A 14,767-nucleotide genomic window follows, 5' to 3' on the forward strand; every position below is an offset into this window, starting at 1 on the left:
CTAGTCAGCACGATCCATCACCGCCGCGCCGTGAGAACGAGCGCCGCGTGATCATCGGCTGCGGCCCGAACGAGATCCACCGCCACACCCTCGGCCACCAGTAGATCGACGACCCGCTTGCCGGCTGCATCCGGATCTCCAGCCCGCAACACCGTTGCCGCGATCGGAGCCGCGCCCTCTCCGGTACCGACCACGAGCACCTGGTCGCGTGGATTCAACGGCGTTACCGGGGCCCGGCCATTAGCGACCGCGATCCCGACCACTGCGAACCCTGCCGACGGCGGCGCCGCTGCGGCAACAGCGGCCGGGGACAGCGGCTGGCCGACCAGCAGGTCCGTTGCCGCGCTGCGACCGATGACCGTGTCGACGTCGGCGAACGCGATGGTCGCGAGACCTGTGCCCTGCGGGAGTGACGCCGTGGTCAGGTCTTCTCGGGCGATGACCTGACCGAACGGGACCTCACGGGTGACCATGATGATCTCCTCGCGGCTGTTCGTCTGCCGAACTATGAGGACTCCGGCCAAGGCGCCGAGGACCGCGAGGACAAGGCCGAACAGCAGCAGACGTGGGCGCCGCGCAGCCCGCAGCTTTGGTACCGAGGCGAGTCCTGAGGATGTCGAACGTGGCTCCGCCGTGGTGGTCATGACCCTCCGCCTCCGGTGATGAGGACCTGGACCTCACCGACCGCCAGGGTGGTCTGCGCAGCCACCTGCACGACCTGCCCGCCGGCGACCGGCACCCCGCCTGTAGTTCCTGCCCAGTCGACCTGCCACACACTGGTCGCAGTGATGGGCCACCGGCCCGTTCCCCCGGTGCGTTCAGGCAGCGAACGAGCGGCATAGACATAGCCACAGTCCGGCGACGGTCCGCGCTGCCCGGTCCAGGGTGTCCCCGGTCCTGTGCACCGCACCTGCGCCCCTTCGGGACCCATCAACCAGTCGACTTCTACCAGATGCCCTGTCGCTGTCACCTGCGCCGAACCGGCTGTGGCGGTCGCCGACACGGGTCCGGTGAACTGCGGTCCTCGGTCGATCCACAGCCAGACCGGCACACCTACGAACCCCGTCCCGACGGCCGAGATTTGGATCGAGGGTGCTTGTAGACGAAGCAATCCCACCGCATGCTGCGCCGCCACCGCTGTGAAGTTCGGCGGTGCAACGTTCGGGCGGCCCGGGGCCGCCAGCAGATTGGGATCGGGCAGTTGAGGCTGCCCGAGAACCGTGCCCATGGGGCGCCCCAGACCGCCCGCCAGCCTCGTCTGTAGCGGGTCGGGTGCCGGTGGCTTCGACTCCACGGACGCTGACGGTCGTCGGGCACCACCAGTTGCGACGCGTGGCACAGCGGACGTCTGAGGCTGAGACCGTGGCCCGCCGGGGCGGCCCGGGTCTGCAGCAGCGATCAAGCATTGCCCGACGGTGTCGCGGACGGCGCATGCGATCGGATCAGCATGAGCGACGCCGACCACAGCCACCGAGGAAACGATCGCAGCACTGATCATTGCGGTTCGCCTCAGCATGGCTCGTCCAGCGCCGGGGCGGTCCGATCCACCAACCACCGGCCTGTTGCATCAGTGACGACGTCCGATCGTGACCGGAACCGCTGTACCCGGTTCTTGAGGTCGTTCAGACCCTGTCCTGTCGTATCCGACACGACACGCGAATCCCCGAGGTCGACGCAATCGCTGATTGACACGCGATCGCCCGATGCGCTCTGCACCCTCGGGCTGCGTTGGATGCGTCCCTGAACGTGTGCGGGCAGGCTGGCGTAGTTTGCCACGTCGGCGAGCACCGAGGCCAGCGCTTGACCACTCCCCACGCGCTTCAGATCAGCATCCCAGGACTTCGATTGTGGTGCGGCGTATGCCGCGTCGACGACCGTCCAGAACGCGTTGTATGCGCTCAGCGCTGCGTCGCTCGGCGTCGCAACTGCAGTCGATGTCGGCGTGGTCGGAGCCGAGTTCGACGGCGGTGAAGACGTACACGACGCGGCGATCACAGCGGTCATCGCGAGGAACACCGTGCGGAGGTGCCTTGCGGTCATGGTGTCGCTCCCGAGACAGGCGATGTATGCGGAGGATGCCGCGAGACATCGATCGATCCGTTCCTTTTTCGTTCCCTTTTCGTGGTCACCGCTGGTCAGCGTCGCGTTCTGCACCGATCTTCGACTGATCGGCTTACCAGGTTGGTTCCTACGCGTGGGTGCAGTTCGACGGCGTCAACCCGAAGTGACCATGAGGCGCACACGCTCTGTCAACGCTGTGACCCAACTGGCGGATCACCATCGGAGGTGCACGACTGCTCCTGCTGGCAGCAGCATCAGGGCAATGACATCCGGAGGCGTGATGCAGCAGAACCGATTCCTCGACGCGGCAGTCGCCGCAGCCGACCGCGGTTGGCACGTCTTCCCCATCCCCCCGGGTGAAAAGGTGCCGCGCCTGCGCGAATGGGAACGACGCGCTACGACGGACCGGCGCCAGCTCAACCGATGGTGGTCCGGCCCTTCCCGCAGGAACATCGGAATCGCCACCGGGAAGTCCGGCCTCGTGGTCGTCGATCTCGACGTCTCCAGAGGAGAGGACCCACCCCGTGAGTGGGCCGACGCGCGGCACGGTCGTGACGTCCTCGCACGTCTGGCCGAACGGGCTGGCCGGCCGTACCCCGGCGACACCTACACGGTCACCTCACCAAGCGGTGGGCATCACCTATACTTCCGAGCCCCTCCCGGGCTCGAGTTGCGCAACACCGTCGGCAGCCTCGGCTGGCACATCGACACTCGGGCCGGCGGCGGAGCAATCGTGGCAGCCGGCTCGATCCGCCGCGACGGTCTCTACCGCGTCCTCCGTGCTGACGCACCTGCGGAGCTACCCGATTGGCTCAGGCGCGCCCTGACCCCGCCGCCACCTATCCCCGCCGGCCCGCTCACGCTGGCTCCAGCCCGGGCCCGCGCCTACGTCCAGGCGATCCTCGACAGCGAGGCCCGCCAAGTCGCCACGGCCGAGGTCGGCACGCGCCACCACATCCTGCTGAAGGCCGCCCGCACCCTCGGCCGCCTTGTCGGCGCTGGCGAACTCGCTCTCCGTGATGCCAGGGATGCCCTGCTCAACGCCGCGGCACGACACGTCGGCGTCGACGACTGCACCGCACACGAAGTACATCGGACGATCGAGGACGGGATCATCTACGGCATGCGGATGCCGCGACGGATCGGCCATGACCTCATGGGCGCTCGTGGCCAACGGCACCCGGGACCGCTCAGATGAGCGCAGTCCGGCACCCCTCGGCCAGAATCTAGAACACCATTCGATTCCTACCGCAACAAGTTGTCCCCATCGCGACGCTCGGGCTTCCGGCGCATGCCGGCGTGCCGATACTGCGGCAATGCGCAGATTCCTGGTGGTCGTCGGCGTAGCGGGGCTGATCTTGTTGGTGATCAGCTGTCTCCGCGGGCCGTCGGTGCAGGACGCTATGTCGGCAGCTGGTTGTCGAGATCCGCTGCTCACCTTCGAGAAGTTGCCGAACCGGAACGTCCTGTCGCTGAGCAGCGATGAGTGCCACGGTCCGGATGGGGCTCTGCTGGGTGCGAGCCATGCCATCGACGTCATCACAGCCACGGCGTGGTCATCGCCGGCGACGCGATTCGACACGATCTACGTGACGGTCTATCGCACGGCGGACAGACCCGAGGTTTCCCGTCCGGTGTCGCGGGAGATCCCCCGCAGCGACCTCACCGCCCGCTACGGTCCGCGAGACACGAGCCTCGACCAGACCGACGGACCGCAGGTGTCGATCAGCCAGCTGGGCTGGATCGCCCTCCCGTTCTTCGTGCTCGGGACCATCCTGTTGCCGATCTACGCGGGCGTGCAAGCTTCGCGTGCTGGCCTGGTATTGATCCGAATTCCTGGTAGGCAATGAGGTTCAGGCGCTTTACGCGGGCGTCGACGTCGTCGCGGATCGACCGGTTGCCCGCGATGGTCGTCCCTGCGGGTTACTGAGGAGTCCATCCGAGATAGCGCTTGCCCAGAAAGTCCGTGGGGCAGCGTCCTCTTGTGGATCTACTGACTCAACGTCAAGGTCAGGCTAGCGATCAGCCGGTACCGCGGTCGGTAGCGTCGATAGCGGGGTGTGGTCGGGGTTGAGGGCACGCTGACGTTCGGAGTGTGTGCAGTCGACGAACGGACCCGATGGGTTGAGCAGCTCCCGCAGACACGGGTCGAGATGGTCGCGAATCCAGATGGACATCGCGGCGCCGGGCTCAGGGGCGAGCTCGGTCCAGGCCCGGTAGAGGGCTTCGAAACGGAAGATCGCTTCGGGGTGGTCCCACCACCGGGGACACCACGCGTAGTCGCCGCGGAGTGGGCGAGCGATGACGGCGGTCACGCAGCGGTGCACCCACTCGATCAGCTTGTCGCCGTCGATGCCGGCGCTGTCGGACTCGTCGTCGAGTTCGTCGACTTCCTCGATGGGCGTGGACTGGGCGTTGAGAATGTCGTCGAGCAGGTCGGTCTGGTGAGCCCGCCACGCCTCGAGCGCTTGGACCCTGGCATGCAGCTCGGCGAGCGCCCGAGGGTCGATCGTGGGGTCACCGTTCATCACGAGGCTCCTGCCGAGAGTGGTTCACGGGGTTGCCGGGGCCGAGCGCGGCGGCGGCGGCGCAGCGCAGTTCGTCGAGGGCCGTGTCGGCGTAGGTGTGGATGTCGGTGTTCTCCCGCTCCCGGTACCACGGCAGCAAGCGCCCGAGGCCGGGGCGACACCCGGTGGCGAGCAGGACTGCGTTGTCCTTGGACAACGCGCGCAACGTCGAGGATGGGAGGACAGGTTCGCGGGCGGTCGAGAACTGGCGGGTCGTGCCGCGACCACGGTCCATGCTCATTGACACCTTCTCGACGTCGTGATCCCCGATCAGCCCCGAGAGTCGCTGTAGAAACGTGTGGTCGTCCACGCCGGCACCGATGAGCTTGATCGTGGCTGCCGACCAGAGCGCTTCCATGCCCTGCTCCCCCCACACCCCGACGCCCTGCTGGTAGCTCTGCAGGATCGTGATCGCCTGGATCCCGCGGGAGCCGTAGTGGCTGTAGAGCTGCGGGAGCTGAGTGATAGGGCAGATGTTGGCGGCCTCGTCGAGGACGGCCACAACGGGCGGATCCAGGCGGCCGCCGCCCGCCTGGGCCAAGAGCTCGGCAACCTCGAGGACACGGTCGACGAGCGCGGCCACGATCGGCCCCGCTGTGCCGGCTCCTTCCTTGGACAGCAGGTGCAGCGTCGCCGGGCCGGCGCTGGCGGCTGCGAGGAGCTCCCACGGGTCGAGCTCGGCCGGTTTGTGCAGTGGTGGATGTCGCCAGGTGTGAGGTGGGGTGATCCAGCGCAAGATCCGCTCCGACGTCAGCGATTTAGTGGCGGTCCGCGCGGTCTGGAAGATGCCTTTGGTCGTCACGTCGGCGCCGGACAGGGCGGCGTCGAGGTCACCGGCTTCGATGTCGGCACCCACCTCATCCAGAGCCTTGATCGCGTCACGCCTTCCGGGTTGCAACCAGGCGATGACATCGCGGATCGACCTTCTCGACAATGCCGCAGCCAACAAGGTGGCGGTGAGGACCTGCTCGCCCGCAGCGTGGAAGAATGGGTCCCGACGGGTGCCACCGATGGTCGACATGAAGTGCCCAGCCAGGCGCGCGGCGGCCTCGACCCGATTCGCCTCGGGGGCGTCGCGGATGGAGCGCAGCGGGTCCCACCACCAGGTCTGCTCGGCGTAGGCGATCTGCTGCGGGTCGAACGTCCACACCGGTCCGGCATTGCCTCGCAGACCTCTGGTCAGCGCCCAGAGATCGGCCTTGTTCGATGTGGCGACGACGAGTCCGGGAGCGGAAAGCACGGAAGGGACGGCGATCGCGCTGGTCTTGTTCGACCGGGGCCCCATGATGATCAGAGCGACGTCTTCCCAGGACATCCACACGTCGTGACCGTCGATCCTCAGTAGCCGCGTCCCTTGTTCGGTCGAGCCGGGCGTCATCACGGTTTTCGGACGTAGTTGGCGGGCTTTGCGGAGCGACCCCTCCCCTGCGAGGTCGCCGAGGTCGCGTCGGCGCAGCAGCGATCGACGTCGATCCCCGACCCGCTCGTGCCGACCGAGCAGCACGAACACCACGATGACGGCGATGAGTTCGGCGACCACGACAGCGATGAGAACGGCGAAGAACGCCACCCGGCTGGCCTGTGGGCCAAGATCGGTGTCGAAACGGCCCCGAACCAGGTCCAGCAGCAGGGTCGAACTAGGTTGCCGCGTGGTCCAGGTCCCGCTACCAGCGAGCTCGGCGACGCCAGCGGCGATCCATACATCCACGGTGGCGGTCGCGATCGCGGCGATGGCGGCGAGCACCGACAGCGGTGCAACAGCGTCGCGTCCGATTCCGCGGTTCATCGATCAACCTCATTGGGCCGGAACGCGGTGTCAGTGTCGTAGAGGTCGGCTTCGGTCGCGGTCAGGGTGAGCGCTACCGGTAGCCCGATGCGCTGCCCGGACTTGATCAAATATTTGCCGCGACCCGGGTGTATACGTCCGCTGTGCCATGTCGGCGGCGCGGCCCACGAGGTGATCAGCGCCGCCTCACCCTCGGTCAGGGAGGTGATCCGGCGTAGGCCGTCGAGTTCCTTCTCCGCCATGCCACCCAGTAGCAGGACGCTGGTGCGGGAGGCCAGGCCGCGGGCTTTGGCCCGATCGGCTTCCGTGGGTAGCGCTTCGAGGTCGTCGAGCGAGTGTGTGATCTGGATCGACACGACACCGCGGTGGCGGCCGAGCCTGGTGATCCGGTCAGACTTCTCCACCAACCCCGGTGCCACGCGCAGCGCACGCCACAGCTCGTCCTGGACCTGTACGACATTGCGTGGATGCGGCCCGGTGGTGGCGGCGTCGACGAGCCCGGCAGTCCATGCCCAGGAACACAGCATCGCCGCAGCGACGACTTCGTCCTCATCCCCGTCCAAAGCGCTGATGTCCAGCGATAGCGCCGGGGTATCGGCGTCGAGGACGATCGTGGAGGGCCGATCGAAGATCCCGCGGATCGCGCCCTCGCAGAGCAGTCCGAGGGTGTTGGTCAGCTCACGCGCGGCGCGGCGGTACTCAGTCGCTGTCGCGGTGGCCGCGATCGCGGGCAGCATTCCGCCCCCGGTGCTCAGGACGGCGAGAACGTCGGGGATGACCGGCTGGGTGGCCATGGAAGTGGTCGCGGTATCGAGTGCGGCACCGAGCAAGCGCCGTTCGGTGACAGTCGGTTCCGATCGCCGCACGATAGTGATGAGGGCTTCAAGTAGCGATAGCCGCCGAGCGCGGATGGTCTCGGCGAGCCGCTCCCTCTCCGCACCGGATGCCGCCGTCAATGCGGGGAGCAGCGGTCCGGCGTCGAGCGGGTTAAGGGCGTGGAGGCCTCGGCCGAGTTTCCACACCGCTCCGTCGAGAGCGTGGATGAGCGGTGTGTATTCACCTTTGACGTCGCCGGGAATGACCGCGCGCATGCCGAAGCCGACCAGGCCGGTGAGGAGGCGTTTCGTGATCGAGGATTTGCCGATACCCGGCTGGCCCTGAACCCATATGCCGGTGTTGGACACCAGGCCACTGCGTAACCAATGGGCGGGGTCGAGGCCGATGGGCTCGGCCGTGTGCATGTGCCGTCCGATCGGGACGCCGTGCACGTCCGCTCCCGACGACACGGCGAACGGGAAGAGTCCGCACACCTGGCTCGTCGTCCCGGCGAACCGCACACCGGCCTCGACGTGCCCGGCTCGGCCACCCCCCGGCACGGGCCATCCCCAGGTTCGCGGTACGGGCCGAGCGATGTCGGATTCGATGGTCATGATCAGTCCTTCGAGTCAGCGGCCGGTGTGACGGCGAAGCAGGTCCGCGGGATCAATGCCGACGCCCAGCGCGGCAGCGAATCCGGCGGCCTGGGCGCCGCGTAGCCGGCGGAGGCGGAGTTTGGATTGCCCCGCGCGTTGCTCGACGTCGGCGATCGCGGCGGGCAGGTCGGCGTCGAGCTGCACGGTGGTGGTGACGTAGACAGTGAACCGGCCGACTCCGGCGCCACGGGCCTCTTCGCGGGCGGATTGCAGGGCGCGGTCGCGATCGTCGCGGTCGCGTTGGGTTTCGTCGCGGCGGGTGCGTTCTGCCCAGGCGCGACGGATCTGACCGGAGGTGACCTCGGCCTCGACCTTCGCCGCCGCCTCGTCAGCGGGGTAGGGCTCGTAGAGCAATGTCGTTCGGCGTGGGAACGGGCCCGGCGCCAGCAACGGCGCCAGGACGCTCGGGCCGACAGCTTGCCGTGGTGCCTCACGCAGCGCCCAAGTGATCGAATGCCCGCCCTCGTGACGGTAGGAGTCCCAGCACTCGCGGGCGGCGATCGGGCCTGCTTCATCCCAGTACAGGAGGTGATCGGTGGTACGTGCGGTCGCTCGGGCGTCCGGATCGAACGCGACCCGGATCCGCCCGACCAACCAGGAGGTACTGGCGCGGTCGAGGATCGCGACTCCGCACGCACCGAGTCCGGACTCGACCCCCGGCAGCCAACGCCCGACCTCGGTCACTGCCGCCAGCAGATCCGCCGGTCGTGGCGTTGCCCGGTTCGGATCCAGGCACAACGTCACGCGGGTGTCGACGTCGGCTGAAGTGGCCGGGGTGATCGCGACCAGCTCTTCGAGAACCTTCCGCGACAATGCCGGCGCGGTTGGATCTAGTGCGCGTGCAACGTGTTCGCGGGTGGTTGTCCCGCCTGACGGAGCCGTGTCGACGGTGACGGCGAGGTGCTGGACGAGGGGTTGGTAGCCGAGATCGGCGAGGAACGCTCCCCAAGCCGCGACCCATTGGTCAGCTTGATCGATGTCGGCGAGGTCGAGCCCGACCGGGGAACAGCGCAGGACCACCGACAACGTCCCGGTGCGGCGATTCCAGAGCAGCGCATGCCGTCCGCCCCGACCGTCGTCGACATCCAAGGGAAGCAGTGGGGCGAGAACGCCGGGTAGGTCCGCAGCTCGGGGATGATCGGTCAGGACTCCGGCCGAGAGCTCGGTCCAGCCGGCGGCGTCGGCGTGGTGAAAGCGCCACCGTCGCACGAGCAGGTCGGCGGCGGTCACTCCGCCGACCCGCACAACCACCGCGGTGATCACCACAACCGAGCAGCCCGCGAGGGGCATCGCGACCCGGGGCATCGTCGAGATCGCCAACAGTGGCACAAGTACCGCGAGGAACACGATGATGGTCGCCGAGGTGGTCAGGCTCCCGATGCCCCAGCCGCGTTCCGCGCGCCAGTTCCCGTAGAGCCGTGGTCCTGTCTGATCGGTCTCGGCGCGGTTCATCGCGGGCCGCCGCCGGTCATCGTCGTTCCGACACCGCGCAACGCGGCATTTGCGGCGGTCGCAACTGCGACCGTCGCTGCGGCCGGTCCGGCCGCAGCCCCAGCGCCGCCTGCGGCTCCCGCCGGGCCGCCGCCGGCCGAGGCACCTCCGACCGCGGCACCTGCCGGACGAGCACCTGCCGCGGTGCCGGGGCCGGACTGCTCGGTCGCCGCCGCCCTGGCTACTGCTTGGGAGCCGCGGTAGCTACGCGACATCGCGACGGCGCCCGCAGCACCGAGGAAGCCTGAACCGCCACCGCCCGAGCCGCTGATTTGCGTGCCGGTCCAGGAGAAGAACTTCAACAGCACGGGCATCGCGATGATTGCCAGAAGCAGGACCACGATGCCGGTGAGCATCGTGGCCAATCCTCCGGGATCGTTGGAGAATGGGGAGGACAGGTAGGAGAACCCGATGTAATAGATGAACGCTGCGGTGGGCTTGTAGGCGGCCATCGCGACCAACCACGACAGCAGCCGGGACAGCCAGGCGCGCGTGGACTTCGTCAACGATCCTGACGCGGCCAGTGGGAGCATCGCCGCCAGGACCAACAAGCCGGCCTGCCGAAGCATCATCAGGATCCACTGCACGACTGCGGCGATTGCGGCGATCAGCGCGATCAGGAGCACCACGAACGTGCTGATCTCGGTGTGATCGGCGATCAGCAGGTCCCGCATCATCAGCGCGAAGTTGTTCGCGGCACCGTCGAGCAACTGTGTCGCGACCGCGTCCCCGGCGACAAGGGCGGACTGTAGCGCCACCAGGCCCGCACCGGACACGAGCGCGTAGCGGATCAGCCCGGTCGCGACCATGATCAGAGGTTCGGCTTTGCGGGAGAGGATCAGTCGGATCGCCTGGATCAGGATTGACGCGATAATGATCACTACGATGATCGTGTGGGTGGCGCCCTGTGCGGCCAGGACGGCGGAGTCCATCGGGTTGACGCTGTCGGCCCGCACCCACCATGTCGACACCGCCACGACCAGGTCCGCGGCGCCCTGAGCGATCCTGTCGGCCATGGTGTCCAGCGCCGAGGTGGCGGTCGCTTGGATGTGGCAGGTCAGGTCGAACGTGCCGCAGTCCTGCACATCGGCCGTCACCCCCGGCGCAGGCGGCAGAGGTACGGGTGGCGCAGGGGCGGCCGGCACGACTGCAGCGGTGATCATGCGGTGGGTCCGAGCAAGCTGTAGTCGGCGAGGTCAGGTTGGATCGATGGCTCTGAGACCGGGACACGCAGCTGCCAGTCCTGACCCGACCACCGCAGTGTCGCGTCGATCCGAGCGAATCCGCCGGCGGCGCGAGCCTGCTCGGTGTCAGCGAGCAGCGACATGACCACGTAGTCGCCGGCCGGGTCACCGGCGATCACCCGGAAGTAGAAGGCGCGCGCGGTTAGGTCGCTGCGACCGGATGTCAGTTGTGCCACTGTCGAGGCCGCGCGTCGGGTCGCGGCCGCGATGTCACCCCAACACTGCTCGGCCAGCGTGGCGGTCGACATCTCTTGCCCGGCAGCCGCGGTTATCCGGGGCGTGATGTTGCTGGCGGCCAGCGCGGCGCCGAGTTCGTCGTGAGTGAACCCACGCGCCCGCCCTGCTGCCATGTTGAGCGGTCCATGGTCGATCGATACTGCGGCCGTTCCGCCCGGCACCGTCACCATGGAGACCTGCTCGGGCCTACCAGCGGTATGCGGGCCGGGGTGGCGGTCCGAGGTCAGATAGCCGGCGATGCCGATGAGCAGCAGTGCCGCGCTCAGACCGACCCCGATGAGCGCGCTGCGTCGCCAGCCTTCGAGGTTCATATGTTGAACGCCCCGACGATCACGGCTGCGACGGACGCGAGAGCGAGCCCGGCGAGGATCCACGCGGACCCGACCAGGCCCTCATAGGCGGTCGCCGAGCGGTTGCGCCGACCGATTATGATCATCACGGCACAGACCAGGATCCCGAGGACCCCGGCAACGAGGACGCCCCACTTGAGCCAACCCAGCAGTTGGTTGGCCAGACTTTCCAGCCCCGGCGGGGCGGCCGGTGGCGGATCAAGAGGTGACTGCAGCGGTGCTGTCAGAGCGCGCATGACGGTGGTTTCCTCTCTCGGGTCGGAGTCGCCGAGGAGCCGCGCGGTGGCGGCGCGGTCGGGATCACGACGGGGTGTGTCAGTGCGGCGCACAGCTCGCGCATAGCCAGCGCGTAGCGCCGTAAGACCCGTGGAAGCTCGGTGAGCGGCCGGTCGAGCAGGCCGGCGACCTCGTCTAGCGGGACCGACAGTTGCGTCCAGCGCCGCACATAAGGTGCGACGAGTAGGGCGCGGGTGTGCGGTTCGAGCAACCGCAGTCGTGTTGCGACCGGACGGCACGGGCCCGCCTTGTCTGTGGCGGTCACGATCAGCAATGGACGCGGATGTCGGTCCGCAGCGATCAGCTGTGCGGCCTTGCCTGCGCGGATGAGGGAGTCGCCGCTCGCGCGGCAGACCAGGATGTCGGCGGGCCCGCCGGTGAACACGCCGTTGTCGATGCCGCCGATCGCGGTCGCGACTGTGGTGGTGCCGACCCCACCGGCGACACCGGCGATCGTGGGCCGGCGTGTCCGCCGGGGGGTTGTCGGCGCACTGGCGCCGGCCCAGATCGCGGCCATCTGCGATCACCTCCTCGGTTGATGCCGAGGTCAGACCCTGCGCGGCGAGTTCGACGGATTCGTGGCCACGATCGATCGCTGCGTTCTTCTCCCGTCCTCACCAGCTGGCGAGGACCTCGATCGATGCGTGGTCGCTGCGTTGCTCATTCGTGGTCATCACCTCATCGCCCGTGACCACGAAATCGTCGAACTCTGCCTCGACGATGCCGGCTACCCGATGCGAAGGGAGCTGAGATGACGACACAGCGACCACCGATGGCGCCCGAACAGCGGACGACGAAGGTCGATGCGCTGATGGAGCGGCTCAGCACCGCGATCAGCGCGGTGACCGAGGGTGACGCCTGGGTGGCGATGCTGCGTGCGTCCACGCGCTTTCACCGCTACAGCTTCCGCAACATGATGTTGCTGGCCCAACAGGCAGAGGAACGCGACATGCCGCTGTCCGCTGTCGCCGGGTTCACCACCTGGAAGCAACTCGGGCGCTCAGTCCGCAAGGGCGAACACGGCCTCCAGATCCTCGCCCCTGTGACCCGCCGCGCCGACGTCACCAGCACCGGCACGCCGACTTCGGCAGCCGCCGAGCCGGACCAGCCGCATTCTGGTGGGCGGGTGATGCGCGGGGTACGGGTCGTGCACGTCTTCGACATCTCTCAGACCGATGGCGCCCCGATCCCGCAGCTGCCCGAACCGATCGCGTTAACCGGCGCCGCGGTCCCCGGGTTGTGGGACGCACTCACCGTTCTCGTGCAAGCAGCCGGCTACGAGGTGCACCGTGTTCCGGACTCCGGCATGCGGGAGGGCTGGACCAACCACACCACACGGATCGTGTCAGTTCGCCCTGACCTCGACGGCGCCGCCGCCGAGGCGGTCCTCGCCCACGAACTCGGGCACGTTCGTGCCGATCACGAACACCGCGAGATCAGCCACGCCCAACGCGAGACCGAGGCCGAGTCGATCTCGTACGTCGTGATGGCCGCCCACGGCTATGTCGCCACCAGCAGCGCCGCCCCCTACATCGCTGGGTGGAGTGGCGGCGACCCGTCGGTTCTCGCCGAGGCCGCGAACACAGTCCACACCACAGCGTCGGTCATCCTCACCGATCTCGCCGCCGCAGGGACCCTCCCTGAACTTCCCACTCCGCCGGCAGCCGCACGCACCACCGCGGCGGTACGGACGAGCCGCGGCGGACGCGCCGCCATCCCGCATCGACCAACGATGCCGGGGACTGCGCCGTCGGGTCCCGTGGCCGGGAGCGCGTCATGACTGCACCGATCGCGCGGAGGAGATTGTGATCATCCGTCGATTGGTCATCGGCTCATTCGTCGAGCCCGACGAGCACCGTTGGACCAAAGCAGCGCAGCAGGTCTGCCGGGAAGCCGCACCCCCGCAACAACCGGCGTACTGGCGGATGGCCGACGGCGGCCCCATTCCCGCCTGGTCACACGACGACGGCGAACAGCTGTGCCCGGTTTATCTGGACAACTTGACCAGACCGTGTCGCACGTCACAGCGGTTAACGCGCGGGCTGGCTGGCCTTTCGGATCAGGAACGGCAGGAACGCGAGGTGAATCTCGCGGGCCGGGTCTTCGTCGGGGAGCATGACGAAGTCGACGCGTTCGTCGGTGTTGGTCTGGCCCCTGCGCTTGAAGTTGGGGTGCGCCTCGATCTGGTTGACAGCCTTCTTGATGATCGTTGTGACGTCGCCGTCTTTGATGAACAAGATCAACGCCGCCTTGGTGTCACGCCAGACCATGTAGCTGAGCAGCTGGCCCAGTGCCTCCTTGACGGTCTTAGGGCCGCGCCAGATCTTGCACTCGCCGATGAAGACGTTGCGGTCTTGGGCTCTGATCAGGATGTCGGTTTTTCCGTGACTGTTGAAGACTTCGCCGGCGGCCGCGCCTTCGAACTGGGCGTTCAGGTTGATCAACAGCAAGTCGCGGATGTGCTCTTCGCCGAGCTTCGATGCCAGCGAGGGGCTGCGTTCGAGCGCGTTCCGGGAGTGGCGCAGGACGTCAAGGGCGGCCTCGTAGTCCCTGCTTTCGAGGACGAGCTCTGGTCTGAACGGTTCAACTGGCGGCGTCGGCTTGGCTGCGAGTTGCCGCCGTTGGATCGGGACTGCGTGAGTGTTGGCGTCGGGTCGGCTTCGCAGCTTGAAGCTCAGCCTTGCCTGCATCTGACGGTCGGCCAGCAGCTTCTCGCGACGAATGGTCAGCAGACGAGGGATCTCGGTTCCGACGATCTGGTGGTGATCATCGATCGCTGGCTTGCAAAGATCCAGACAGGTGTTGATCCTCCGCAGCTGCTCATGGCAGTGGGCATCCACGGCTACGTGGTCGTGCCCATTGCCCTGCCAGATGATCTGCACGGTGTTGTCGCCGATGAAGGCTCGCGGCAGCTCCTCATCGTCCGACTCTGTTGGGGACAGGTCGAAGACTTCCCAGTTGCCGGTGAACGGGACGTGGAATGTGATGCTGGACATCCGTATCCACGTGATCTTGGCAGGGTCGAGGCCGGCGTTGAGTGGCGGGAAGGATCTCTCGACCTCTTTGATCGGGTCGGACCAGCCCTGATCTATCAACAGTTGAGGGCACTCGATCGTCAGCTCGGCTTCATAGCCCTCGATCACCTCGGCTTCGGGTGTTGCGAGCAACCTGTCGATGTCCCGGGTCTCCAAATGACGGGCCGCCTGTGCTCGCAGGTCCTGCAAGTAGTCCTCGAGCCCTGTTCCTCGGAAGAGGATCTTCGTGCGAGCCATTCGGCAGTCCC

General features: G+C 67.5%; 14 protein-coding genes. 3 read left to right on the forward strand and 11 right to left on the reverse strand.

Annotated elements, in window-relative coordinates:
• Window positions 1-17: 17 nt before the first annotated feature.
• Window positions 18-644 (reverse strand): SAF domain-containing protein, encoded by a 627-nt coding sequence (locus tag ACFPFQ_RS20330; RefSeq protein WP_379621097.1) that lies wholly within the window; start codon window positions 642-644, stop codon window positions 18-20.
• An 865-nt stretch (window positions 645-1,509) separates the two neighbouring features.
• Window positions 1,510-2,154, reverse strand: a complete 645-nt coding sequence (locus ACFPFQ_RS20335) for a hypothetical protein (RefSeq protein WP_379621099.1) — start codon at window positions 2,152-2,154, stop codon at window positions 1,510-1,512.
• A 169-nt stretch (window positions 2,155-2,323) separates the two neighbouring features.
• On the opposite strand from ACFPFQ_RS20335, the gene ACFPFQ_RS20340 reads away from it, so the two are divergent.
• Together ACFPFQ_RS20340 and ACFPFQ_RS20345 are read left to right on the forward strand one after the other, a co-directional pair.
• Entirely contained in the window at window positions 2,324-3,259 is a 936-nt protein-coding gene (locus ACFPFQ_RS20340; RefSeq protein ID WP_379621101.1) for a bifunctional DNA primase/polymerase, read from the forward strand.
• Window positions 3,260-3,377: 118 nt separating this feature from the next.
• Window positions 3,378-3,911, forward strand: a complete 534-nt coding sequence (locus ACFPFQ_RS20345) for a hypothetical protein (protein WP_379621103.1) — start codon at window positions 3,378-3,380, stop codon at window positions 3,909-3,911.
• A 165-nt stretch (window positions 3,912-4,076) separates the two neighbouring features.
• On the opposite strand, the gene ACFPFQ_RS20350 is transcribed toward ACFPFQ_RS20345, so the two are convergent.
• The 8 genes from ACFPFQ_RS20350 to ACFPFQ_RS20385 all read right to left on the reverse strand — a co-directional run bounded on the left by ACFPFQ_RS20350 (window position 4,077) and on the right by ACFPFQ_RS20385 (window position 12,001).
• Window positions 4,077-4,589: a DUF4913 domain-containing protein gene (locus ACFPFQ_RS20350; protein ID WP_379621105.1), complete on the reverse strand. Its 513-nt coding sequence runs from the start codon at window positions 4,587-4,589 to the stop codon at window positions 4,077-4,079.
• Window positions 4,579-6,372, reverse strand: a complete 1,794-nt coding sequence (locus tag ACFPFQ_RS20355) for a TraM recognition domain-containing protein (protein WP_379621107.1) — start codon at window positions 6,370-6,372, stop codon at window positions 4,579-4,581. Before ACFPFQ_RS20355 ends, ACFPFQ_RS20350 begins: the two co-directional genes overlap by 11 nt.
• Before the next feature lie 38 nt (window positions 6,373-6,410).
• Window positions 6,411-7,844, reverse strand: a complete 1,434-nt coding sequence (locus ACFPFQ_RS20360; RefSeq protein WP_379621109.1) for a hypothetical protein — start codon at window positions 7,842-7,844, stop codon at window positions 6,411-6,413.
• 15 nt (window positions 7,845-7,859) lie between these two features.
• Entirely contained in the window at window positions 7,860-9,338 is a 1,479-nt protein-coding gene (locus ACFPFQ_RS20365) for an SCO6880 family protein (RefSeq protein WP_379621111.1), read from the reverse strand.
• The gene (locus tag ACFPFQ_RS20370) at window positions 9,335-10,474 is read right to left on the reverse strand and encodes a hypothetical protein (protein ID WP_379621113.1); all 1,140 of its coding nucleotides are present in this window, start codon (window positions 10,472-10,474) and stop codon (window positions 9,335-9,337) included. Before ACFPFQ_RS20370 ends, ACFPFQ_RS20365 begins: the two co-directional genes overlap by 4 nt.
• A 62-nt stretch (window positions 10,475-10,536) precedes the next feature.
• Window positions 10,537-11,028 carry a hypothetical protein gene (locus ACFPFQ_RS20375; protein WP_379621115.1) on the reverse strand — a complete coding sequence of 164 codons (492 nt, stop codon included), beginning with the start codon at window positions 11,026-11,028 and terminating at the stop codon, window positions 10,537-10,539.
• 137 nt (window positions 11,029-11,165) lie between these two features.
• Window positions 11,166-11,444 carry a hypothetical protein gene (locus tag ACFPFQ_RS20380; RefSeq protein WP_379621117.1) on the reverse strand — a complete coding sequence of 93 codons (279 nt, stop codon included), beginning with the start codon at window positions 11,442-11,444 and terminating at the stop codon, window positions 11,166-11,168.
• Entirely contained in the window at window positions 11,432-12,001 is a 570-nt protein-coding gene (locus tag ACFPFQ_RS20385; protein ID WP_379621119.1) for a hypothetical protein, read from the reverse strand. The genes ACFPFQ_RS20380 and ACFPFQ_RS20385 overlap by 13 nt, the downstream gene beginning before the upstream one ends.
• A gap of 234 nt (window positions 12,002-12,235) precedes the next feature.
• Here ACFPFQ_RS20385 and ACFPFQ_RS20390 point away from each other — a divergent pair, with 234 nt between their 5' ends.
• Window positions 12,236-13,264, forward strand: coding sequence for an ArdC-like ssDNA-binding domain-containing protein (locus ACFPFQ_RS20390; protein WP_379621121.1), 1,029 nt, complete (start codon window positions 12,236-12,238; stop codon window positions 13,262-13,264).
• Window positions 13,265-13,514: 250 nt separating this feature from the next.
• Here ACFPFQ_RS20390 and ACFPFQ_RS20395 read toward each other — a convergent pair whose 3' ends face one another.
• Window positions 13,515-14,756 carry a hypothetical protein gene (locus ACFPFQ_RS20395; RefSeq protein WP_379621123.1) on the reverse strand — a complete coding sequence of 414 codons (1,242 nt, stop codon included), beginning with the start codon at window positions 14,754-14,756 and terminating at the stop codon, window positions 13,515-13,517.
• Window positions 14,757-14,767 lie beyond the last annotated feature (11 nt).

It is taken from the genome of Pseudonocardia sp. GCM10023141 (assembly GCF_042653605.1).